This window comes from Marinobacterium zhoushanense, from assembly GCF_014641945.1.
Lineage (GTDB): Bacteria > Pseudomonadota > Gammaproteobacteria > Pseudomonadales > Balneatricaceae > Marinobacterium_D > Marinobacterium_D zhoushanense.
This window is the reverse complement of record NZ_BMIJ01000008.1, coordinates 58,654-80,151: the sequence shown is the minus strand read 5'-3', so window position 1 is coordinate 80,151 and position 21,498 is coordinate 58,654. Positions and strand designations below refer to the sequence as shown.

General features: G+C 46.3%; 18 protein-coding genes. All 18 read left to right on the top strand.

The window, feature by feature from the left end:
- The first annotated feature begins 118 nt into the window (after nt 1-118).
- Nucleotides 119-1,045 carry a glycosyltransferase gene (locus IEX40_RS18350; protein WP_188750953.1) on the top strand — a complete coding sequence of 309 codons (927 nt, stop codon included), beginning with the start codon at nt 119-121 and terminating at the stop codon, nt 1,043-1,045.
- A complete protein-coding gene (locus IEX40_RS18345) occupies nt 1,038-1,820 on the top strand; it encodes a glycosyltransferase family 2 protein (protein WP_188750951.1) in 783 nt (260 codons plus the stop codon). Before IEX40_RS18350 ends, IEX40_RS18345 begins: the two co-directional genes overlap by 8 nt.
- 58 nt (nt 1,821-1,878) lie before the next feature.
- Nucleotides 1,879-3,162: a sugar transferase gene (locus IEX40_RS18340; protein WP_229680832.1), complete on the top strand. Its 1,284-nt coding sequence runs from the start codon at nt 1,879-1,881 to the stop codon at nt 3,160-3,162.
- A gap of 41 nt (nt 3,163-3,203) precedes the next feature.
- Nucleotides 3,204-4,226 carry a UDP-glucose 4-epimerase GalE gene (gene galE / locus IEX40_RS18335; protein ID WP_188750949.1) on the top strand — a complete coding sequence of 341 codons (1,023 nt, stop codon included), beginning with the start codon at nt 3,204-3,206 and terminating at the stop codon, nt 4,224-4,226.
- 320 nt (nt 4,227-4,546) lie between these two features.
- Nucleotides 4,547-5,857, top strand: coding sequence for an undecaprenyl-phosphate glucose phosphotransferase (locus IEX40_RS18330; RefSeq protein WP_229680831.1), 1,311 nt, complete (start codon nt 4,547-4,549; stop codon nt 5,855-5,857).
- A 31-nt stretch (nt 5,858-5,888) separates the two neighbouring features.
- On the top strand, nt 5,889-7,280 hold the full coding sequence (locus IEX40_RS18325) for an MBL fold metallo-hydrolase RNA specificity domain-containing protein (RefSeq protein WP_188750945.1): 1,392 nt from the start codon (nt 5,889-5,891) through the stop codon (nt 7,278-7,280).
- 25 nt (nt 7,281-7,305) lie between these two features.
- Nucleotides 7,306-8,739 (top strand): 3'(2'),5'-bisphosphate nucleotidase CysQ, encoded by a 1,434-nt coding sequence (gene cysQ, locus IEX40_RS22220; RefSeq protein ID WP_188750943.1) that lies wholly within the window; start codon nt 7,306-7,308, stop codon nt 8,737-8,739.
- Between the two features lie 76 nt (nt 8,740-8,815).
- Nucleotides 8,816-10,081: a flippase gene (locus tag IEX40_RS18315; protein ID WP_188750942.1), complete on the top strand. Its 1,266-nt coding sequence runs from the start codon at nt 8,816-8,818 to the stop codon at nt 10,079-10,081.
- Nucleotide 10,082: 1 nt separating this feature from the next.
- Nucleotides 10,083-11,045 (top strand): nitroreductase family protein, encoded by a 963-nt coding sequence (locus tag IEX40_RS18310; RefSeq protein WP_188750940.1) that lies wholly within the window; start codon nt 10,083-10,085, stop codon nt 11,043-11,045.
- A 2-nt stretch (nt 11,046-11,047) separates the two neighbouring features.
- The gene (locus IEX40_RS18305) at nt 11,048-12,145 is read left to right on the top strand and encodes a polysaccharide pyruvyl transferase family protein (protein ID WP_188750938.1); all 1,098 of its coding nucleotides are present in this window, start codon (nt 11,048-11,050) and stop codon (nt 12,143-12,145) included.
- 64 nt (nt 12,146-12,209) lie between these two features.
- A complete protein-coding gene (locus tag IEX40_RS18300; RefSeq protein ID WP_188750935.1) occupies nt 12,210-13,397 on the top strand; it encodes an O-antigen polymerase in 1,188 nt (395 codons plus the stop codon).
- Nucleotides 13,397-14,548, top strand: coding sequence for a glycosyltransferase (locus tag IEX40_RS18295; RefSeq protein WP_188750933.1), 1,152 nt, complete (start codon nt 13,397-13,399; stop codon nt 14,546-14,548). Before IEX40_RS18300 ends, IEX40_RS18295 begins: the two co-directional genes overlap by 1 nt.
- A gap of 559 nt (nt 14,549-15,107) precedes the next feature.
- Nucleotides 15,108-16,031, top strand: coding sequence for a glycosyltransferase family 2 protein (locus IEX40_RS18290; RefSeq protein WP_188750931.1), 924 nt, complete (start codon nt 15,108-15,110; stop codon nt 16,029-16,031).
- A gap of 214 nt (nt 16,032-16,245) precedes the next feature.
- Nucleotides 16,246-17,367: a GDP-mannose 4,6-dehydratase gene (gene gmd, locus IEX40_RS18285; RefSeq protein ID WP_188750929.1), complete on the top strand. Its 1,122-nt coding sequence runs from the start codon at nt 16,246-16,248 to the stop codon at nt 17,365-17,367.
- A gap of 20 nt (nt 17,368-17,387) precedes the next feature.
- Nucleotides 17,388-18,353: a GDP-L-fucose synthase gene (gene fcl / locus IEX40_RS18280; RefSeq protein WP_188750927.1), complete on the top strand. Its 966-nt coding sequence runs from the start codon at nt 17,388-17,390 to the stop codon at nt 18,351-18,353.
- On the top strand, nt 18,353-19,615 hold the full coding sequence (locus tag IEX40_RS18275; protein ID WP_188750926.1) for a glycosyltransferase WbuB: 1,263 nt from the start codon (nt 18,353-18,355) through the stop codon (nt 19,613-19,615). Before fcl ends, IEX40_RS18275 begins: the two co-directional genes overlap by 1 nt.
- Nucleotides 19,590-20,057 carry a GDP-mannose mannosyl hydrolase gene (locus IEX40_RS18270; RefSeq protein ID WP_188750924.1) on the top strand — a complete coding sequence of 156 codons (468 nt, stop codon included), beginning with the start codon at nt 19,590-19,592 and terminating at the stop codon, nt 20,055-20,057. The genes IEX40_RS18275 and IEX40_RS18270 overlap by 26 nt, the downstream gene beginning before the upstream one ends.
- A gap of 24 nt (nt 20,058-20,081) precedes the next feature.
- The gene (locus tag IEX40_RS18265; RefSeq protein WP_188750922.1) at nt 20,082-21,491 is read left to right on the top strand and encodes a mannose-1-phosphate guanylyltransferase/mannose-6-phosphate isomerase; all 1,410 of its coding nucleotides are present in this window, start codon (nt 20,082-20,084) and stop codon (nt 21,489-21,491) included.
- Nucleotides 21,492-21,498 lie beyond the last annotated feature (7 nt).

The window sequence follows — 21,498 nt, the reverse complement described above, 5'->3', positions numbered from 1 at the left end:
TTTTCTATAGATATTATCCCAATCATATCGGTTAAATGGTGTGGCTTTGTCAACTATATGTATTGTTACTCCTCAAATTAATAAGCAGAAAGGGGGTATCCAAGCCTGGATGCACTATATGGAAGTCGCGCTGAGTCAGAGCAGGTTTGATGTTTGCCATTATGCATTCAGGGAGAGTCTAATTAGGGGCCTTAAAGGACTTCTTTTATCGGAATATTATATTCTCGCCACATGGAAAATGCTGTTCTTTGTAGTTCCATTTGTAGTATTAAAAAAATCAAAGTTTTTGGTAGTACTTCATGGTAACGAACTGTTAAATCTTGGCTGGCTTTCTGTAAAGATTATTAAGTATATCGCCAAGAATAAAAGATTTAAATTTGTGGCAAATAGTAAGGCGATAGCAGCAATATTTGAGGATTTGTCAGGACATAAAGTGGATTTCATTCAATATCCTTTTGGTGAGTTTGAGGGACGAGGTTATCAAGATATTAATCGAGGTGATTTGAAGTTGGTTACTGTATCTCGATTGGTCCCTAGAAAAAATGTAGAAAACGTTATTAGAGCTTTAGCACTTTTGAAGAAGGACGGTGTAAATTTCTCTTACGATATCATAGGTGAAGGGCCCTGTTTTCACTCTATTATGAAATTGGTCAAGTCTAACGGATTAGATAAGAATGTATATTTGCACGGTTTCGTCGATGACACGACTAAAAATTCAATATTAAATGGTTCAGACTATTTTATATTGCCGTCTCTATTTGATTCAGAGGCTGGGTCAATTGAAGGTTTCGGTATCGTTTATTTGGAAGCAAATTATTTTGGATTGCCTGTGCTATCTGGAAATACTGGTGGAATTACCGAAGCAGTTGTAGATGGGGTCACGGGCCTACACTGCGATGGCAGTGTTCAACATATTCTCGAAAAACTGAAAGAATTGTTTGATACGAAATTTGATAAAGAGTATTTGGTGCAGTACGCTGAACGATTTGATTATAGAAAACAAAATGGCTTTATCGGTTTCTTGAAGGGCTGGTTTCATGAGTGAGCTAGTTACTGTCATTATGCCTGCCTTTAATGTCGAGAAATATATTAAAGAAGCTATCAAATCTGTTCTAGATCAATCCTACAATAATTTTGAGCTCATAGTAATAGATGATTGTTCAAGTGACTCTACTTACGAGCTAGTAAAAGCATTAGAGGCTTGTGATTCTCGTATTAAAGGGGTGCAGTTAAAAGAGAACTCGGGTGCCGCAGTTGCGCGTAATAAAGGAGTGGAGCTCGCGTCTGGGCGCTACATTGCCTTTCTGGATAGCGATGATATCTGGTTGCCTCATAAGCTTGAGACTCAAGTGGCGTTTATGGTGGATAATGGCTATCCATTCACCTTTTCCGCTTATGAAAGAGTATCCGAAAAAGGTCAAATGTTAGGCAATGTTGGCGTGCCCGATAAAGTTCACTACCGGCAACTACTCAAAACCTGTTTGATCGGTTGTCTCACTGCTATGTACGATACACAGCAATTGGGTAAGGTCTACTTCCCACTGATCAGTAAGCGACAGGATTTCGGCCTATGGCTTCAGTTACTAAAAAGGACTGAGTATGCGTACGGAATAGACCAAGTACTTGCTCAGTACCGTGTTCGCACAGACTCCATCTCGGCCAACAAAGCGAGCGCAGCAAGTTACACGTGGAAACTCTATCGTGATGTTGAACAACTTAACCTAGTTGAGAGCTCTTACTATTTTTCGCATTACGCGGTACGGGGAGTGTTACGGCAGAAGTTTCCCCATTTAGCACGGCGATTAGGTGTTCTTCACTGAGTTGGGTGCTGAACCAAGGATGCAGTAATTGGTGTTGATGTAGCGTTTTGGAGACTTTGTGAAGGATACTTTTAATCGTCGTCATTCCCGCTGGTACGAGCGGCTGATCTTTAGCGAACTGTTTTACCTGGTTGCGGGATTAGTCGTTGCTACAGTACCGCCCGCGTTCATCCGTTGGGGTACAGCTTCATATGAGCTCATCAGAACGAGCGAGGTTCACTTCAACACATTTGTGGCCTGTGGATTTGCTTTCTTCGGTGTGTTTCTGATTCTGCGCAGGTTCAAAAACTACCCGGGAGCGCACACGCTATCTTACATCCTGCCTTCGGTCGCCATATCCTACCTTCTCGTCGTCGCAGTGCTTTTTATGACCAGAGAGGGGTACGCTCGCTCTGTTCTCCTGGCCTCGTTTGCACTGACCAACCTTTGGTGCTTTGTCGGTTTCTATCTCAGTCGGCGTTATCGTACGCCCAAGCTTGCGTTGGTTCCTTTTGGCCGTACGTTGGATCTAACGGCAGGTGATGAAGCAGTACTTAATCTTTTGGATACGCCAGCCCTCGAAGGACGACGTTATGACGCAGTGGTGGCCGATCTGCATTCAGATGATTTGCCGCCCGAATGGGAGCGCTTTTTGGCGCGATGTGTATTAGCGAGGATTCCTGTTTACAACACACGACAGGTCCAGGAGTCGCTTAGTGGGCGAGTGAGGGTCAATCATCTATCGGAGAATGAGTTTGGCGCGCTTCTGCCCTCTCCTGTGTATGACTTTTGCAAGCGGGTTATGGATATCGCCTTGGTGCTTCTTACTGTGCCGGTATGGCTTCCTGTCATGTTAATCACAGGGGTGATCATCAAGCTGGAGAGTCCGGGGCCGATGTTTTTCATCCAGGAACGGATAGGGCAGGGTAGCCGAGCCTTCAAGGTGTATAAGTTACGCAGTATGTGCAAAGACTCCGAAAAAGACGGCGCTCAGTTTGCGGCTGCCAACGATATGCGGGTTACGCGGGTAGGGCGCGTAATTCGGAAGACACGAATCGATGAGCTTCCCCAGTTCATCAATGTTTTGAAGGGAGAGATGAGTCTGATCGGTCCCCGTCCAGAACAGAAAACCTTTGTCGAGCGATTCGAGAAAGAGATCCCTTTTTATACCTATCGACATGTCGTTAAACCCGGTATTACCGGGTGGGCGCAAGTCGTTCACGGCTATGCCGCTAACGCCGATGACACCCGTGTGAAGATCGAACACGATTTTTACTACATCAAACACTTCTCCCTATGGCTGGATATCCTGATCATATTCAGAACGATTCGAACCATTCTCACAGGGTTTGGTGCTCGCTGAGACAGCTTAATTAGTGGGAGCATGGATCTCCCGGATGACCTATGAATAAGAAAATTCTTGTAACCGGCGGCGCCGGCTATATTGGCTCCCATACGTGCGTAGAGTTACTCGAAGCCGGTTATGACGTATTGGTGCTGGATAATTTGTGCAATTCCAGTCGGGAGTCTCTATCACGAGTCCAGAGCATCACTGGGCGTGCACTTGAGTTCGTTCAGGGCGATATCCGCGATCGCCAGTTACTGGATATGCTGTTTGAAGCGCACACAATCGACGCGGTACTGCATTTTGCCGGGTTGAAGGCCGTCGGCGAGAGTGTCGATCAGCCACTCAAATATTACGACAACAACCTATACGGGTCCTTGGTGCTGACACAGGCAATGCAGGCGGCCGGTATTTTCTCCCTGGTTTTCAGCTCCTCGGCGACCGTATATGGTGATCCGCAGCAGATTCCCATTAGTGAAGAGTGTCCACTCGGTCTGCCCACCAACCCCTATGGGCGAAGCAAGTTGATGGTCGAGCAGATGCTGGAAGACGCCGTCCGCTCCGATCCGCGTTGGCAAGTAGCGATACTGCGTTACTTCAACCCCGTTGGCGCACACGAAAGCGGGCTCATAGGGGAGGATCCTAACGATATTCCCAATAACCTGCTGCCCTATATCGCTCAGGTGGCCATAGGCAAACTCGAACGGCTCTCGGTCTTTGGTGATGACTACCCGACTTCCGACGGTACGGGGGTTCGGGACTACATCCATGTTGTAGATCTGGCGGTTGGGCATCTGGCGGCTCTTGAGTACCTGCAGGATAGACCGGGCGCCCATATCTGGAACCTGGGTACGGGCCAAGGCTACTCAGTGCTGCAGATGGTCAAGGCGTTTGAAGACGCCTCCCAACGACCAGTACCCTATCAGCTGGTTGCCAGGCGGCCGGGTGATATTGCCTCCTGCTATGCCGATCCAACCAAGGCACGTACCGAACTCAATTGGAGCGCCCGGCGTGGCTTGCAACAGATGATGGCCGATGCCTGGCGTTGGCAATCTCAAAACCCGAACGGATACGGGTGCTGAGTATTGATCTCCCGCTATCTAGGCCGAAAAAACAGATTCTTCACTCCCAACGGCGCTGTTCCTGCGCATAGCATGGTGTAACATCATGGGCTGTTTTTGCTCCGTGCAATTACGTTATGCACATAGAGAATCTCGGGCGTTGAGGATTGGCCAATTGTAACCTCAGGGCGGTAGCGTGTTTGATCGTCGGTAATTATCCAAAGTCGCCAACCAACTTGGTTAGATAACGGAATGCAGTTAACCAAATGAAGCTGGGAAACAGTACGTCAACGCGGGTACGCGGGCTGACTTTTTGGGTTCAGTTATCGGTAGCAAACCTGTTGCTGATCACTCTCCTCATCCTTTTGACAATCCTCAAAACCGGGGACGTTGCACCTCACTATCGTACCCTCGCGGCGCTCACCCTATTGGGTTCTGTTCCCGTCTATAACCTCACCCAGGTTTACGATAAACGCCTGGGTTATCTTGCCGGTTTACGTCACCTGCTGATCGGATGGCTGCTGTTACTGGGCCTGCTCGCGGTGTTGGCTTTCGTCACCAAAACCAGCGAACTCTATTCCCGTGAAGTGCTGCTGCAGTGGTTGACGCTGGGGTTCATCGTTCAGGCTGCGGCCTTCCTTCCCCTGCACAGAGCCTCCAGACAGTACCATAGTAAACTAAGAGCCCGACGCCGGGCCGCGATTCTGGGTACTGGAGATCTCGCACTGCAGTTGGCCGAGACGTTAAACATCAAGCGTGGTGAGCCGCTGATCGGTCTGATCGAGGCGGATGACCAACCGGTAGCCGATGACAATCTCTATCCCGTTATCGGGCAGTCGGCGCATCTGCGTCAGTTGATTGAGGAGCATGACCTGCGGCGCCTCTATATCGCACTGCCTGCGGCTCTAATGGAGCAGATCGAGGGGCTGTATATCGATCTGCTCGATACCAATGTGGACGTGGTCTGGATACCGGACCTGGCCAGTATGGTGATGCTGAACCACTCGGTATCGGATCTCGACGGCATACCGGCCATCCACCTAAACGAGAGCCCGTTGACCGCCTACCCGACCGGGGCTTTCCTGAAAGGTGTGATGGATAGAGGCTTGGCACTTGTCGGCATCATTTTGATCAGCCCGCTGCTGGTGATGACGGCCCTGGCGGTCAAGCTTTCTTCGCCAGGCCCCGTGCTGTTCAGGCAGCCGCGGCATGGCTATGGCAAGGTGTTCCATGTCCTCAAGTTCCGCTCCATGCGTCTGCATGATGATCAGCAGGTCAAACAGGCTACCCGCCAGGATCCCCGTATCACCGCCGTAGGGCGCTTTATCCGTCGTACTTCGATTGATGAACTGCCGCAACTGTTTAATGTGTTGATGGGCGAGATGTCGCTGGTTGGCCCGCGCCCGCACGCCGTGGCGCATAACGATTATTATTCGGACAAGATTAACGCTTACATGGCACGTCATCGTATTAAACCGGGCATTACCGGCCTGGCGCAGGTCAGCGGCTGCCGCGGAGAAACCGAGACACTGGATAAGATGCAGCGGCGCGTCGAACTGGATCTGCAGTACATCAATACCTGGTCGCTGTGGCTGGACATCAAGATTCTGTTGAAGACCCCGTTTACGCTGATATCCAGAGATATTTACTGATCTAAGCAACGACTTAATAAGGGCAAAGGATATGCCTTACAGATCTATCGAGCACCACGGCGCAAAGGATGGCGTCACCGGCTCATGCCACCAGCTCCATATAGACGAACGACAAAGCCTGCTGATCGACTGCGGCCTGTTCCAGGGCGCTGAGGTGTCGGGCACGAAACATGAAAATGGTGATCCCCAGGCGATCCCGTTCAGCACCGACGGCATCCGCGCGTTGATCGCCACCCATGTGCATATCGATCATGTTGGGCGTATCCCCTGGCTGCTGGCGGCCGGGTTCAAGGGGCCAATTATCTGCTCAGAACCCTCGGCCAAATTGCTGCCGCTGGTGCTGGAGGATGCCTTCAAGCTCGGTATCAGCCGCAACAAGCAAGTAGTAGAACGTTACATATCGAAGCTGAGCGCGCGCACGATCGCACTGCCATACAAAACCTGGTTCACACTGATCGATGATGAACGGCACCGGGTGAGGATCAAGCTGCAGCGGGCTGGCCATATACTCGGTTCAGCCTATGTCGAGTGCGATCTGCTTAACCGAGCCAACGGGCAGCGCCGGCGGGTAGTGTTCTCAGGCGACCTCGGGGCGTCCTATGCACCGCTGCTGCCATCGCCACGCGCGCCCTATCGCGCCGATGTCCTCGTGTTGGAGAGCACCTACGGTGACCGTTTGCATGAGGATCGACGCACGCGGGTCCAGCGCCTGCGCGCCGCTATAGAGCGCGCGCAGCGCAACGGCGGCACCTTGCTGATACCGGCGTTCAGCATCGGCCGCACCCAGGAGATTCTCTACGAGCTGGAAGCGCTGCAGTCAGATTTCGGCATGACCGAGGTGCCCGTGGTGCTCGACTCACCGCTGGCCGCCCGTTTTACCCAGGCCTATCGCGAGCTGAAACTCTACTGGGATGCGGAAGCGCATTGCCGGTTGGCGCAAGGACATAAACCGCTCAGTTTCGATAGTCTGCTGACCGTGGAGAGCCACAGTCAGCATGAGCAGATGGTGGGTCATCTTGCCACATCGGGCCGTCCCGCCATCGTCATAGCGGGCAGCGGCATGTGCAATGCAGGGCGCATCGTCAACTACCTGAAGGCGATGCTCGATGACCCAAAACACGCGGTATTGTTCGTCGGCTATCAGGCAGAGGGCACGCCGGGGCGTGAGATCCAGCAGTATGGTCCTAAAGGCGGTTATGTCTGGTTGGATGGCGAGCGTATCAACATCCGCGCCGATATCCAGACTATCGGCGGCTACTCCGCTCATGCGGATCAGAGGGGCTTGGTGAATTTCGTCAAAGGGATGAGGTACAGGCCACAGGAGATACGCCTTGTACATGGTAACCTTGGCGCCAAAGAATCGTTGAAAGCCGCGTTAGCACAAATATGCGATAGCGGAACGCAAATATTTACACATTTTTAATACCCTGTTCGGAGTGCTGGAAGTAATGCCCGATCTACAAGCCATCATCGAGATCGCCCGCCAAGCGGGTGAAAAAATCATGGCAATCTACGCGCAGGATTTTGCTGTTTACGACAAATCCGACAGTAGCCCTTTGACCGAGGCGGATCTGGCGTCGCATCACTGCATCATAGAAGGGCTAAAAAAGCTCACCCCCGAAATACCCATACTCTCGGAGGAGTCATCTAAGAGCGATATTGATGACCGTATGAGCTGGAGTTGCTACTGGCTGATCGATCCTCTGGATGGCACTAAGGAGTTCATCAAAAAGAACGGTGAATTTACCGTCAATATTGCGCTGATCGATAACCATAAGCCCGTACTCGGCGTTGTACATGTACCCGCTAAAGGGGTCACCTATTACGGCGAGCTTGGCCAAGGTGCCTTCAAAACGGAAGGCGGATTCACCCAACCTATCAAGGTAAAAACCCCACCTTCAGCGGGAGCGACCTGGCAGGTCGTTGGAAGTCGATCGCACCAGAGCGATGAGTTCCGTGAATTCATAGATACTCTTCCAAACGCCGAAATCGTCTCCATGGGGAGTTCACTCAAGCTCTGCCTGGTGGCGGAAGGCGAGGCGGATCTCTACCCAAGACTCGGGCCAACCTCTGAGTGGGATACCGCAGCTGCCCAAGCGGTAGTAGAAGCTGCTGGCGGTTTGGTACTGGCGTTCCCCAGCCTCGAGCCCATGCGCTACAACACTCGCTCCGATACCCTGTTGAACCCCTGGTTCATGGTATGCGCAACGGTATCTGGAGTATGGGCATCGGATCGTAAGCATGAGCCTAATGGATCTCAATACGAATTCCGAGCCAATGATAGCCAGGCCCAGGTGGTATGGAACCACACCTCGGTAACACCGGAACTACGTGCGAAGCAGAAAAAACAGCATCCCCGTTGTATCTGGTTTACTGGCCTATCCGGTTCTGGGAAATCTACTCTCGCCAATGCGTTGGAAAAAGCATTGGTAGAAAAGGGTTACCACACCATGCTGCTGGATGGTGACAACGTACGCCACGGATTGTGTAAAGACCTGGGGATGTCGGAAGCGGATAGAACGGAAAATATCCGCAGGGTTGGTGAACTGGCAAAGTTGATGACTGAAGCGGGACTCATTGTTATCACGGCTTTTATATCGCCGTTTAGAGCCGATAGAGAAGCTGCGCGGGCGCTGTTCGATGACGGGGATTTCATTGAGGTCTATGTCGAAGCGCCGTTAGAAGTATGTGAGCAGCGTGATCCGAAAGGTCTATACAAAAAAGCTCGGAGAGGTGAAATTAAGAATTTTACGGGATTAGATAGTCCTTACGAGAGTCCGAAAGAGGCTGAGATAATTGTTAATGCTGGCGAAAATTCAATTACGCAGGTAGTGGAAAAAATACTAAATAAAGTTATGGATGTTTTCGGGTTGCCTACTTGATTTGAGTTGTATTGATATTCCTACAAAAAATGCTTTTCTTGTGATGTATGGATAAATTTTATAATCCTAAACTGATATGCTGAAAAATAAAAAAATATTAAGCCATGTTCTATGGGGGGGAGGAGATCAGTTTCTTCGTTTGATTTTAGGTATTGTTGTTCATGTAACATTGGCCCGTCTAATGGGAGTAGAGAATTTTGGTATATACAATTATTGTTTGGCGATAGGCGGTTTTGCTGTTTTGATTAGCCGCGCTGGATTTGAAAATTACATGGTAAAGGAGTTGATTGCTAAGTCAGACTTTTATACTGAAATACTTAAAAGTGGGTTATGCTATCTTTCGATAATGTCACTTGTCGTTTTTTTCTTGGCGTTAATTTATCTCTATTTAATGGAGAGTGACCCAAATATTTTCAGTTATAACATAATCGTATTGCTCCCAGTTTTTTTTAGCCCCTTCTTTATATTTGACTATTATTTTCAATCTGCGATTGAAGGAAAAAAAAGTGCTGTTGCTAGAATTGTTAGTTTCTACGTGGGGTCTTTTCTTAAGATAGTGGTTTACTACTCAACCAGCTCAATTTTAGCGTTGCTTTTCGTAATACTGTTCGAGTCTATTATATATGCAGGAATACTGTTATGGAATGGTCGGTGTCTAATAGCTCCGATCGTAAAGGCTAAATATGATAGTAAGTGGATAAAAGATACTGCGAAAACGACACTACCTCTTTTATTAACCGCGATATCAATGATGGGATGTATTAGATTAGATCAATTAATGATAAAAAATTTTTTAGGTATGGAATCTCTGGGGATTTACAGTGCAGCTTCGAGGTTGTTCGAAGCTTGGACAACGATTCCTTTTATTATAACTACAGTTTTTTATCCTATTATTCTAAACTATAAAAAGTTCGAAAATGAATCATATTTTATGAATATGGTATTTTTGACAAGAACAGTTTTTTATATGACGATAATAGCTATATTAATATTCTTTTATTTTGGTGATGAATTTATTTTGTTTCTGTATGGAGAGGATTTTAACGAGGTCCACAGTGTATTATTGATGCTACTTATTTCCGCATTGTTCGTATCATTAGGCTCTATTACTACTAAGTATCTTGTTGCGGAGGGAATGGAAAAAAGGTTGATGTATAGAGTTGCTATCGGCTTATTAATTAACTTTATACTAAATTATTTCCTCATACCTTTTTATGAATTGAGAGGGGCAGTATTTTCTTCAATTGTATCTTTCTTCTTTTCTTACTTTCTTTATGATTACTTAGATAGAAAAAGCATTGAGCTAAGAATTATTAAGAGAAAGGCTATCTTAGGAGTATGATTTGTTAGATTTAACAAAGAATATAATTAGACCTGTGAGAGATTTGATTTCTGGGTTCGTGAATTTTTTATATGATTATTCAATTTATTGCCAAAATTCTAGTTCGATATTTCGCAAATCTGAAAAAATAACATATGAAATTATAAAAACGTATCACGCATTAGAAAAAAGTATGACGTTTTCTCCGCATGATAAGTATGCGGGAGGCGGCGTTGCACTTAAGTTATATAAGTTGCTGTGTCTAAAAAATTCTAAATACGGACTCGGCGTGATGGATAAAATTGGGGGTAATGTTTTATTAAAATATCTTGTGCTCTCGGAAAATAAAGAGTCCGATTTTATAAGAAGCCAAGATTTAGATTGGCTTTTATATGACGATGAAAAGGGTGGGATAAAAAAAATAAAACGTGATTATATTCAACAGGGTATGTTTGAAAAACCAGAGGATTTTTTCCTTACTCGTTTTAGCATACGAGACTTTTTACCTCAACACGTACCGAAAGATCTACTACTAGAAGCAATTAGCCTCGCTATAAAAACTCCGTCCTCGTGTAACCGTCAACCATGGCTAGTACATTTGGTGTCTGATGAACATACGAAGAATAAAATACTTGATATTCAATTTGGCAATCGAGGATTTGGACACAAAATTCCTAATATATTAGTTATTTCTATGAATTCGTCAGCTTATACTACAGCATGTGAGAGATACCAATATTGGATAGATGGCGGTATGTTCTGTATGTCTCTCATATATGCCCTTCATGCAAAGGGGTTAGGGACATGTTGTTTAAATTGGAGTCAGGAATATAAGAACGATCTTAAGATTAAAAAAATTATAGAGGTCGATAGTTCAAATAGAGTGATTATGATTATTGCTGTTGGTTATATAGCGGATGAAGTTAGTGTTTGCCGGTCAGATCGAAAAAGTATCGATGATATAGTGAAAGTTGTGGAGCGATAGTTTTGAATTTTTATATCATTACGATACATAGATCAAGTAACTATGGAGCAGTATTTCAAGCCTACGCCACTCAGCGTTTCTTTGAGGCATATGGACGAGCTTATGTGTTGAATTACGAGACTTTTCTCACTAAAAACTCCATGCGAGTCATAAGGTATCCCCTAGGGGTAAAAGGTGTAGCAAGCTCTATAAAAGATCTCGTGAGATATAATCCTAGGAAGAGATTAATTAACAAGTTCGAATGTTTTGTTAAAACATATATGAATATGATCAGTATTGATGAAGCTATTTCTGAAGGTGGCTCGGAAGAAAGTTGCTTTATTTCGGGTAGTGACCAGATTTGGAATCCCAAAATTGCGGGATATAAAAGATTTTTTGATAAAAATTACTTTCTAGATTTTGTTAAATCTAATAAAAAAATTGCATTTGCTAGTAGTTTTGGTGATTATAGTTTTAACACTGTCGATATTGCTTACATAGCTAATGTTTTAACTGGTTATAAATATATAGGTATTAGAGAAAAAGATAGAACTGCTGAGTTAGGAAAAATATTAAATACTCCTGTTAGCAGGGTTTTAGATCCGACCCTGATGGTAGGTGAATCATTCTGGAAAAATGAATTCGATTTAAAATTTAATGAGTCTAACTATATATTAGTTTATAGGCTTCAAAAAGATGATTACTTTGATAAGGTTGTAAATAATACATCGACTTTATTGGGGATGAATGTAAAAGTTATAACGCAGGAAGCATTTATTCCTTTTTTGAAAGGTGAAAAGTATAATGATTTGGGGCCTGAGGAATTTCTAAAGTTATTTTATAATTCTAAATTCGTTATCACGAACTCTTTCCATGGGGTTGCTTTTTCGTTGATTTTTCGGAAGAGGTTTCTGGTACCTAAGGCACCTCACGGGATGGTGAGAATATCCAGCCTCTTAAAGGATTTGAGTTTAGAAAGTCGTATAGTTGATAGAGAAAACTCGTCTATGCCAGTGATAGAGAAACTACAGTGCGATATCGACTTCTCTAATGTCTGGGAAGTAATTAATGCTATTAGAATGGATATAGTATTAGATATCGAAAAAAAAATATTGGATTGATGTTTTTCGCTTGTCTTTATAATCTAGATCCACATTTAAAAAATGTTCATAAACGGTTTATACTATGCCGCTTTACTTTGTTGTTTTTATATTTTTTATGATACACATTCAGTTCTTAGTCAGAAAGCTAATATTGGGAACTGATAGGGTTGATTTTTTTTACTTCTCCAACGTGTACCCATTTACAAATGAAATAGCAGTGAGGTCACTTGTCTATGTCCTCTTATGTGTGTTCGCGTTTTTCTTAGGATTTATTTTTTTTCGCAGGAATAATATTCGGAATGACTTTGTTTATGAACCTTATGATGCAGGAGTTATAAAACGGATTAGAGCTATCTCTACAGCTCTTTTGATGAGTCATGCCATTTTGACTATTTATATTATATTGGTTAGTGATGGAAGCTATGGATCAATCACGCAAATAAGAAAATCTTTTAGCTTTCTATACGAGCTTAGAATGATTCCCTTAGTTATGGTTTGTTTTATCATTCTAAATGTTAAACCTAGTGTTCTATTACGATATAAGAAAAATTATTTTTTTATATTTTCTATCCTTCTTTATTTAGCCGCATCTTGGTTTATTCAGGCAAGATCAATTATTTTTGAAATACTCGTCTGTTTTGCCTTTGCGTATTTTAGATGGTATGGTGACAGATTTAGATTTAGATATTTTGTTTATGTATTTATAATTTTGATGATACCAAATATTATGGTGATGTCTCGCCTAGATTTAGAGCGCTATAGCTTTTTTGAGCTGATGGTTGGTCTTTTTTCTTTTGAATATTCAGTAATATTTAATAATATACTGGCAGCATCATTTTTACGTACTGAAGACTTCGCTTGGGGAGTTACATTTATACCAAATTTAAGCTTAATCATACCCTCTCCTATTCGTGATTACTTCGGGATTGATTATGTTAATCTGGACTTGTATAGAAGTGTTGCTCAATTTGGAGGTGTATACGGCGGCGGCTTTTCTATGCTTGGTGAATTATATATAAATTTCGGTTGGTTGGGTGCTTTTTTTATGTTTTCTTTTGGGTGTATATATGGGAGGTTGACTGGAAAGGTAATGAACAATATTAAAGTTTCGTTGCTTTTATCTGGTACACCACTCTACTATTCTGCATTTGTTTTGGCAGTAAGAAATGATCTTGGCATATATTTTAAGTATTGTGTTCAGCTATTAGTGGTCACATTGATACTTGGTATGATTTTTCGCTCAAAAAATACAGCTAGGACAGAATGTTAATGCGGCTATTGCATGTTATATCCTCATTGAATCCAAGCGGTGGCGGGCCTGTTGAAGGTCTGAAGCAAATAGTTGCAGAGTATAAAAAGATATTTATAGAGGTTGAGATTTTATGTTGTGATCATCCTGAAAGCGTTTGGTTAGATGACGACAGTTTACCTGAAATACATGCAGTGGGGCCGTCTGTGTTATCTTATTGTTACTGCCCAAAAATGAAAAAATGGCTCGCTGATAACGTCAATCGGTTCGACGCTGTTATAGTGGAAGGAATATGGCAGTATCATTTGAGAGCTGTATATTTGTCTTGTGTTAAGGAAGATGTGCCCTATTTTGTATTTGTGCATGGAATGTTAGGTCCTTGGTTTAAAATAAACTATAAGTTAAAGCATTTAAAGAAATCTCTGTATTGGGTAACTGCTGAATATTGGCACTTGAGAAAAGCATCATTGCTTTTTTTTACGTGTGAAGAAGAAAAGAAACTTGCCCGTAATTCTTTTTTCCCATATGGTCTTGATGGGGTTGTTACAGGGTATGGAACTTCGTTATCAAAAAATATTGATGGGTTTGGTAGTGAGATATTACGTTGTCGTTTCCCTGTTATAGAAAATAAGCAGGTCATATTGTTTATGGGCAGGCTGCATCCGGTAAAAGGAGTCGATAATCTAATTGTTGCTTTTTCTAAGCTTGTTGATAATAGTAAAATGCATTTGTTTATAGCTGGGGGTGGGCAAGAAAATTATGTTGAAAAACTTAAAAGCTTATCTAGAAGACTAGGTATTAGTCAGTGTGTAACGTTTTCTGGCACTCTTTCGGGTGACGAAAAATGGGCCGCTTTTCGTTTGGCGGACGTGGTCTGTATACCGTCACATCATGAGAACTTTGGTGTGGTCGTGGCTGAAGCGCTTGCAGTTGGCACTCCTGTTCTTATAAGTAATAAAGTCAATATATGGCGCGAGGTGGAATGCAGCGGCGCTGGCTTTGTGGAAGATGACACCGTGGAGGGAACCGAGAAATTACTCCGTGAATGGCTTTCGACTTCTTCTGATAGGAAAAATGATATGAGAATAAATGCACATTCTTGCTTTATTAAAAACTTCAGAATTGATGCTGTAGTAAAATCGATTGTAAATAAAGTAAACGAATATAAATGATAATTCACGGTCAGAATTCTAAAACTTGTCCTTCTTTTTCATTAAGCAATAGAATACGACGGCAAATATGGAATATAGTCTGGTTCTTGCTGTTTCGGCCGAGTCCCAGGAGTGCTCATCTATGGCGATCACTATTGTTGAAGGCTTTCGGTGCGAAGGTGGGTAAAGAAGCTCATATATACTCAGGGGTTAAGGTGTGGGCGCCGTGGATGCTTCAGGTTGGGGATTATGTCGGCATCGGTGATGGCGTAACTATATATAATATGGATATGGTCATAGTAGGGGAATACGCCGTGATTTCTCAGGGAGCACACCTATGCGGTGGTTCTCATGACTATAATAGCCCTAATTTTCAACTTTACGCCAAACCAATAGTGATTGGTGCACATGCGTGGATCTGTACGGAAGCGTTTGTACTATTAGGTGTAGAAGTGGCTGAAGGTGTAGTAGTTGGCGCTCGATCTCTGCTCACTAAGAGTATCACTGAGCCCTGGACAGTGTATGCTGGACACCCTGCAAGGAAGATTGGAAATCGAGAAGTACATAAAGGAATATCGATATGAGTCTTGCGGTTATAATCCTGACGTATAATGAAGAAATACATATACAGCGTTCTATAGCGTCAGTAAAAAGTATTGCTGATCAGATTTTTGTAATTGATTCATTTTCATCTGATAGAACCGCTGAACTTGCCGAAGCTGCAGGGGCTAAAGTTCTACAAAACAACTTTATCAATCATGCGAAACAATTTCAGTGGGGGCTGGATAATGCTCAAATCAAAGCTGACTGGGTGATGAGGTTAGATGCTGATGAGATAATAGAACCTGATTTGCAGGAGGAAATTAATAATAAACTACCAAGCCTCCCCAGTAACGTAGTTGGTATAAATCTTAGACGAAAACATATATTTATGGGGCGTTGGGTGCGCTATGGAGGTCGCTACCCGCTAGTATTATTACGAATCTGGCGTAATGGCCAGGGTCGTATTGAAGACCGTTGGATGGATGAGCATATGGTAGTGTGGGGTGGTAAGACGATCACTTTAAAAGGTGGGTTTTCAGACTGTAATCTTAATGATATAACTTTCTTTACAAATAAACACAACAAGTACGCAACGCGCGAAGCAGTGGATGTTCTTAATCAGCGCTACAGACTTTTTATACGTGATAATTCACTATCCCGTGAAAGTACGTCATTTCAGGCCGCCGCAAAACGGTGGCTGAAAGAAAACGTATATAATAAGTTACCTTTTACGATAAGCGCATTACTCTATTTCATATGGCGCTATGTTTTTCAGTTGGGTTTTCTTGATGGTCGATCCGGACTTATTTATCACTTCCTTCAAGGCTACTGGTACCGGTTTCTAGTTGGTGCAAAAATTATGGAGATTGAAAGTGCCTTTTCAACTGTTGAAACCAACTCAGAGCGTATTAAATTGCTTGAGAGGATTACTGGGCTTTGCTTAGAAGAAACTGAAAAATGAAGCGAGCTATTTTAGGGCTGTAAGACTTGAACACTCTGTAATGGGCAAAAAATATTAATCTGGATGCATCATATTTATCAAATTGTATGGCTTTACAATTGATCGTGATTTTTTATGGCTGTATATCAACTTTGTTGAGCAGAGATTAAATATAATGCCTACTCTTGATAAAGCTTGAAATAAACTTCCACACTTCGAACCAAGGAATCCAAAAATGCAAAAGCGCGCCCTCATCACAGGTATCACGGGGCAAGACGGATCGTACCTGGCCGAACTCTTGTTGGAAAAAGGCTATGAAGTCCACGGCATCAAGCGTCGTGCATCATTATTTAACACTCAGCGTGTAGATCATATTTATCAGGACCCCCACGTTCATAACCAACATTTCATACTTCACTATGGTGATCTAACCGATTCGTCAAACCTGACCCGTATCCTTCAAGAGGTGCAACCCGATGAGGTTTACAACCTTGGAGCCCAGTCCCATGTAGCAGTGAGCTTCGAGTCGCCTGAGTACACCGCCGACGTTGATGCTATGGGTACATTGCGTTTGTTGGAGGCGATCAGGTTGTTGGGCCTGGAAAAGAAAACCCGCTTTTATCAGGCATCGACTTCTGAACTTTATGGCTTAGTACAGGAGATCCCGCAAAAGGAAACAACTCCATTTTACCCACGATCACCTTACGCAGTGGCTAAGCTGTATGCCTATTGGATTACCGTAAACTATCGCGAAGCTTACGGTATGTATGCGTGCAACGGCATACTTTTTAACCACGAGTCGCCAAGACGTGGAGAGACATTTGTCACACGGAAAATAACACGTGGTTTGGCCAATATTGCCCAGGGATTGGAGGCGTGTCTCTATATGGGCAATATGGATGCCTTGCGCGACTGGGGACATGCGAAAGACTACGTTCGCATGCAGTGGTTGATGTTACAGCAGGAGCAGCCGGAAGACTTTGTTATCGCGACTGGCGTCCAGTACTCGGTGCGTGAATTTATAACCTGGTCGGCGGCGGAGCTCGGTATCAGTTTGAGGTTTGAGGGCGAGGGTGTTGATGAGGTCGCGGTTGTTGACGCAATAGAAGGGGATCGCGCCCCTGCGCTCAATGATGGCGATGTTATCGTTCGTGTTGATCCACGTTATTTCAGACCAGCCGAGGTAGAAACACTGCTCGGCGACCCATCCAACGCAAAGGACAAGTTGGGCTGGGTTCCCGAAATCACTGTGCAGGAGATGTGCGCCGAGATGGTTCGGGAGGACCTTAAAATAGCTAAGCGTCATGCGTTGCTAAAGCAGCATGGGCATGATGTACCGGTTTCGGTTGAGAATTGAGATAAGCAGGGCGCACATTCATGCAACGTACTGTTTTTGTGGCCGGACATAGAGGGATGGTCGGTTCGGCCATTGTCCGCCAGCTCGAGGCCAAAGGTTATAGCCGTATCCTGACGGCTGCTCGGGAAGAACTTGATCTGTTAGATCAGGAAGCCGTCCAGCATTACTTCCGAGCCAACGAGATAGATCAAGTTTACCTAGCCGCCGCGAAAGTCGGGGGCATTCAAGCGAATAACGTCTACCCGGCACAGTTCATCTATGAAAACCTGATGATAGAGGCCAACATAGTACACGCCGCTCATATGAGTGGTGTGCAGAAGCTGCTGTTTTTGGGGTCTTCATGTATCTACCCCAAACACGCTGAACAGCCGATGCGGGAAGACGCGTTACTGACGGGAGTGTTGGAACCCACCAATGAACCCTATGCCATCGCCAAGATCGCCGGTATCAAGCTGTGTGAAAGTTATAACCGCCAATATGGCAGGGATTATCGCAGTGTGATGCCGACCAACCTGTATGGTCCCAACGATAACTTTCACCGGGAAAACAGTCATGTAATCCCCGCCATGATGCGTCGTTTCCATGAAGCGGTATTAGCTGGGCAGGATGAGGTTGTCATCTGGGGTACAGGCACCCCGATGCGCGAGTTCCTGCATGTGGACGATATGGCGGCAGCCTCCGTACATGTGATGGAGTTGGATGACGCTGTCTATCAGACCAATACCCAACCGATGCTATCTCATATTAATGTGGGTACAGGCGTCGATTGTACTATCCGTGAGTTAGCTGAAACATTGGCGAAAGTGACGGACTTTAAAGGTACGCTACGTTTCGACACCACTAAGCCGGATGGTACTCCCCGCAAGCTCATGGACGTGTCGCGCCTTGCTTCGCTTGGCTGGAAAGCGTCGATTGGCCTGGAGTCCGGTTTGCGCAGTACTTACGAGTGGTTCAAAACCCATGTTGATGATGCGCGGTTGGGTTGATGAAGATTCTGCTGTACGGCATCAACTACAGCCCGGAACTTACGGGTATTGGGAAATATTCTGGTGAGATGGCGCGCTGGCTGGTGCAGCAGGGGCACGAGGTGCAGGTAGTGACCGCACCTCCTTATTATCCAGAATGGAAAGTTGGCCCTGGATATTCGACCTGGCATTATCAAACGTTGATGGAAGAGGGCGTTCGCGTAACGCGTTGCCCACTCTACGTGCCGTCCAGACCCTCCTCATTTAAACGTGTGCTGCACTTGGCTAGTTTTGCTTTCAGTTCCCTGTTCCCTGTATTGGGCCAGTGGTGGTGGAAGCCGGATCTGGTGATTCAAGTAGTACCGACGCTGTTCTGCTCATTGCCAACCTTGCTGTTAGGGAAGCTCGCCGGAGCACAACGCGTGGTCCATATTCAGGACTACGAGGTTGATGCGCTCTTCGGATTGGCACTGGCGAAAGGCGGCCGTTTGAAAGGAATCGCCTTCGCTGTCGAGCGCTGGCTGCTGAACCGGTTTGATCGGGTTTCCACCATTTCGGAGGGGATGCTCAAGCGCGCCCGCCAGAAAGGGGTCGAGGAGAGTAAACTGCTGTTCTTCCCCAATTGGTCGGAGGTGTCCCGGTTTTGCGGTGTGGAGAAAGATGCCCCGCTGCTGAGAAACTTGGGTGTCGACCCGACGAAGCGAGTGGTGTTGTATTCGGGAAACATGGGGGAGAAACAGGGGCTTGAATCAGTCATCGAGGCGGCTCATAGACTACATAAACGGGATGACCTGCACTTCCTTATGGTGGGCGATGGTGCTGCAAAGCGACGCCTGATGGACCAGGCGAGTGACTTTGGGTTGGAGAACTTAACCTTTGCACCGCTTCAGCCATACGAACTCCTGCCATCCTTGCTAGCATCGGCGGATTGCCACTTGGTAGTGCAGAAGCGAGGTGCGGCGGATGCTGTACTCCCGTCCAAACTGACCAACATATTGGCCGTTGGGGGCAATGCCGTAATCACGGCAGATCCGGACACAACTTTGGGAATTCTTTGCGAAAAATATCCGGGGATAGCCCAGCGTATTGAGCCCGAGTCGGTTGATGCTTTGGTGTCTGGTATCGAACACTCGCTGTCCAAGCTCCGGCCAAACACAATTGCTGCCGATTACGCTCGCGATTATCTCGACAAGGATGTACTGCTCAGTCGTTTTGTTGCAGTGTTCAGTCCACAACCCTGTTCTGGACAAACTGAATATGTGGATCGACACGGAAACCTTTAAAACAGTTGTCTCCGTTACTCCTTTGGTTTCGATCGATTTGATAGTCGAGCGTGCTGATGGTTATATCCTCCTGGGGCAGAGGACAAACCGACCGGCTCAAGGCTTTTGGTTCGTACCTGGGGGCCGCATTCTCAAGAGCGAGATGCTGGATGACGCGTTCAGACGACTCACCCAAATCGAATTGGGTCTCGCATCTGAGCGAGAAGAGGCCCGCCTGTTGGGAGTGTATGAACATTTTTATCAAGACAGCGTGTTTGGGGACGATGCGGACTCACCTTCGACCCATTATGTGGTGCTCGGTTACCACCTGAAGCTGGATGCCGGTAAAGATCTGGAGCCTCCACACCAGCAACACAGCACCTATCGTTGGTGGCATCCAGATGAAATGCATGAAGATACACGTGTACATGAGAACAGCCGCGCCTATTTAGCGGCTCTCTGATAAAACTTTACAGGAATCAATTTTATGCTTTACCCCGTCATTATGGCTGGTGGCAACGGCTCTCGTCTTTGGCCGCTATCGCGCCAACTGAATCCCAAGCAGTTCTTGCCCTTGGCGGATGCAACTCTCACCATGCTGCAGGCAACGCTGGATCGGCTTTCCGGTTTGGAAACTGCGCTACCTAGCCTTATCTGTAACGAACAGCACCGCTTTCTGGCGGCCGAGCAATTACGGCAGATGGGGATGGAGCAGGCCAATATCCTGCTGGAGCCGGTTGGACGTAATACCGCTCCTGCTATCGCGCTGGCCGCACTGCAGGCGGTGGAGAACGCGGATGATCCAGTACTGCTGGTGCTGGCTGCCGACCATCTGATCCGCGATGTTGACGCCTTTCACCGCAGTATTGAGGTGGCGCTGCCCCAGGCTCGGGCGGGCAAGCTGGTCACCTTTGGCATAGTGCCCACCCATGCGGAAACCGGCTACGGCTATATCGAGCAGGGTGATGCGCTGTCGGACGGCGGTTTTGCGGTCAGTCGCTTCGTCGAAAAACCGGATGAAACAACCGCACAGGAGTACCTGGAAAGCGGTCGCTACCTGTGGAACAGCGGCATGTTCATGTTCAAAGCCAGCCGTTACCTAGAGGAGCTGGGCCGCTACCGCTCTGACATTCTCGATGCCTGTCGCGCATCACTGGTTAATGCCAGTCAGGATATGACCTTTACCCGTGTGGATGCCGAAGCCTTCGCCGCCTGCCCGGATGACTCCATTGATTATGCCGTGATGGAGCAGACGGATGATGCGGTGGTGGTGCCGCTGGATGCTGGCTGGAGTGATATCGGCGCCTGGTCGGCGCTGTGGGATGTCAGCGACAAGGATGTGGATGGCAATGTGGTGAAAGGCGATGTTCTGAACCACTCCTCACGCAACAGTTACATCCATGCCGATAGCCGCCTGGTGGCCACAGTGGGTGTCGATGACCTGGTTATCGTTGAGACCAAGGATGCGGTGCTGGTCGCGCACAGGGACCGGGTACAGGATGTGAAGAAGGTGGTCGAACGGCTCAAGGCTGAAGGGCGCAGCGAACACCTGAACCACCGTGAGGTGTACCGTCCTTGGGGTGTCTACGACTCCATCGACAACGGGCAGCGCTACCAGGTCAAGCGCATCACCGTAAAACCCGGCGCGAAGCTGTCGGTGCAGAAACATCACCACCGTGCCGAACATTGGATCGTGGTCAGCGGTACCGCCAAGGTGACCAATGGCGATAAAACCTACCTGGTGACGGAAAACCAGTCTACCTATATCCCGGTCGGTCAGGTGCACGCGCTGGAGAATCCCGGCGTCATTCCGCTGGAGCTTATCGAGGTGCAATCCGGCTCCTATCTGGGAGAGGATGATATCGTGCGCCTTGAAGATAAATATGGCAGGACCTGAGTACGCG

What these genes read in the sequence shown, in the direction of transcription:
- IEX40_RS18350 (WP_188750953.1), top strand. Translation starts at nt 119, where the DNA reads ATGGAAGTCGCGCTGAGTCAGAGCAGGTTTGATGTTTGCCATTATGCA.
- IEX40_RS18345 (WP_188750951.1), top strand. Translation starts at nt 1,038, where the DNA reads ATGAGTGAGCTAGTTACTGTCATTATGCCTGCCTTTAATGTCGAGAAA.
- galE (WP_188750949.1), top strand. Translation starts at nt 3,204, where the DNA reads ATGAATAAGAAAATTCTTGTAACCGGCGGCGCCGGCTATATTGGCTCC.
- IEX40_RS18325 (WP_188750945.1), top strand. Translation starts at nt 5,889, where the DNA reads ATGCCTTACAGATCTATCGAGCACCACGGCGCAAAGGATGGCGTCACC.
- cysQ (WP_188750943.1), top strand. Translation starts at nt 7,306, where the DNA reads ATGCCCGATCTACAAGCCATCATCGAGATCGCCCGCCAAGCGGGTGAA.
- IEX40_RS18315 (WP_188750942.1), top strand. Translation starts at nt 8,816, where the DNA reads ATGCTGAAAAATAAAAAAATATTAAGCCATGTTCTATGGGGGGGAGGA.
- IEX40_RS18300 (WP_188750935.1), top strand. Translation starts at nt 12,210, where the DNA reads ATGCCGCTTTACTTTGTTGTTTTTATATTTTTTATGATACACATTCAG.
- IEX40_RS18295 (WP_188750933.1), top strand. Translation starts at nt 13,397, where the DNA reads ATGCGGCTATTGCATGTTATATCCTCATTGAATCCAAGCGGTGGCGGG.
- IEX40_RS18290 (WP_188750931.1), top strand. Translation starts at nt 15,108, where the DNA reads ATGAGTCTTGCGGTTATAATCCTGACGTATAATGAAGAAATACATATA.
- gmd (WP_188750929.1), top strand. Translation starts at nt 16,246, where the DNA reads ATGCAAAAGCGCGCCCTCATCACAGGTATCACGGGGCAAGACGGATCG.
- fcl (WP_188750927.1), top strand. Translation starts at nt 17,388, where the DNA reads ATGCAACGTACTGTTTTTGTGGCCGGACATAGAGGGATGGTCGGTTCG.
- IEX40_RS18275 (WP_188750926.1), top strand. Translation starts at nt 18,353, where the DNA reads ATGAAGATTCTGCTGTACGGCATCAACTACAGCCCGGAACTTACGGGT.
- IEX40_RS18270 (WP_188750924.1), top strand. Translation starts at nt 19,590, where the DNA reads ATGTGGATCGACACGGAAACCTTTAAAACAGTTGTCTCCGTTACTCCT.
- IEX40_RS18265 (WP_188750922.1), top strand. Translation starts at nt 20,082, where the DNA reads ATGCTTTACCCCGTCATTATGGCTGGTGGCAACGGCTCTCGTCTTTGG.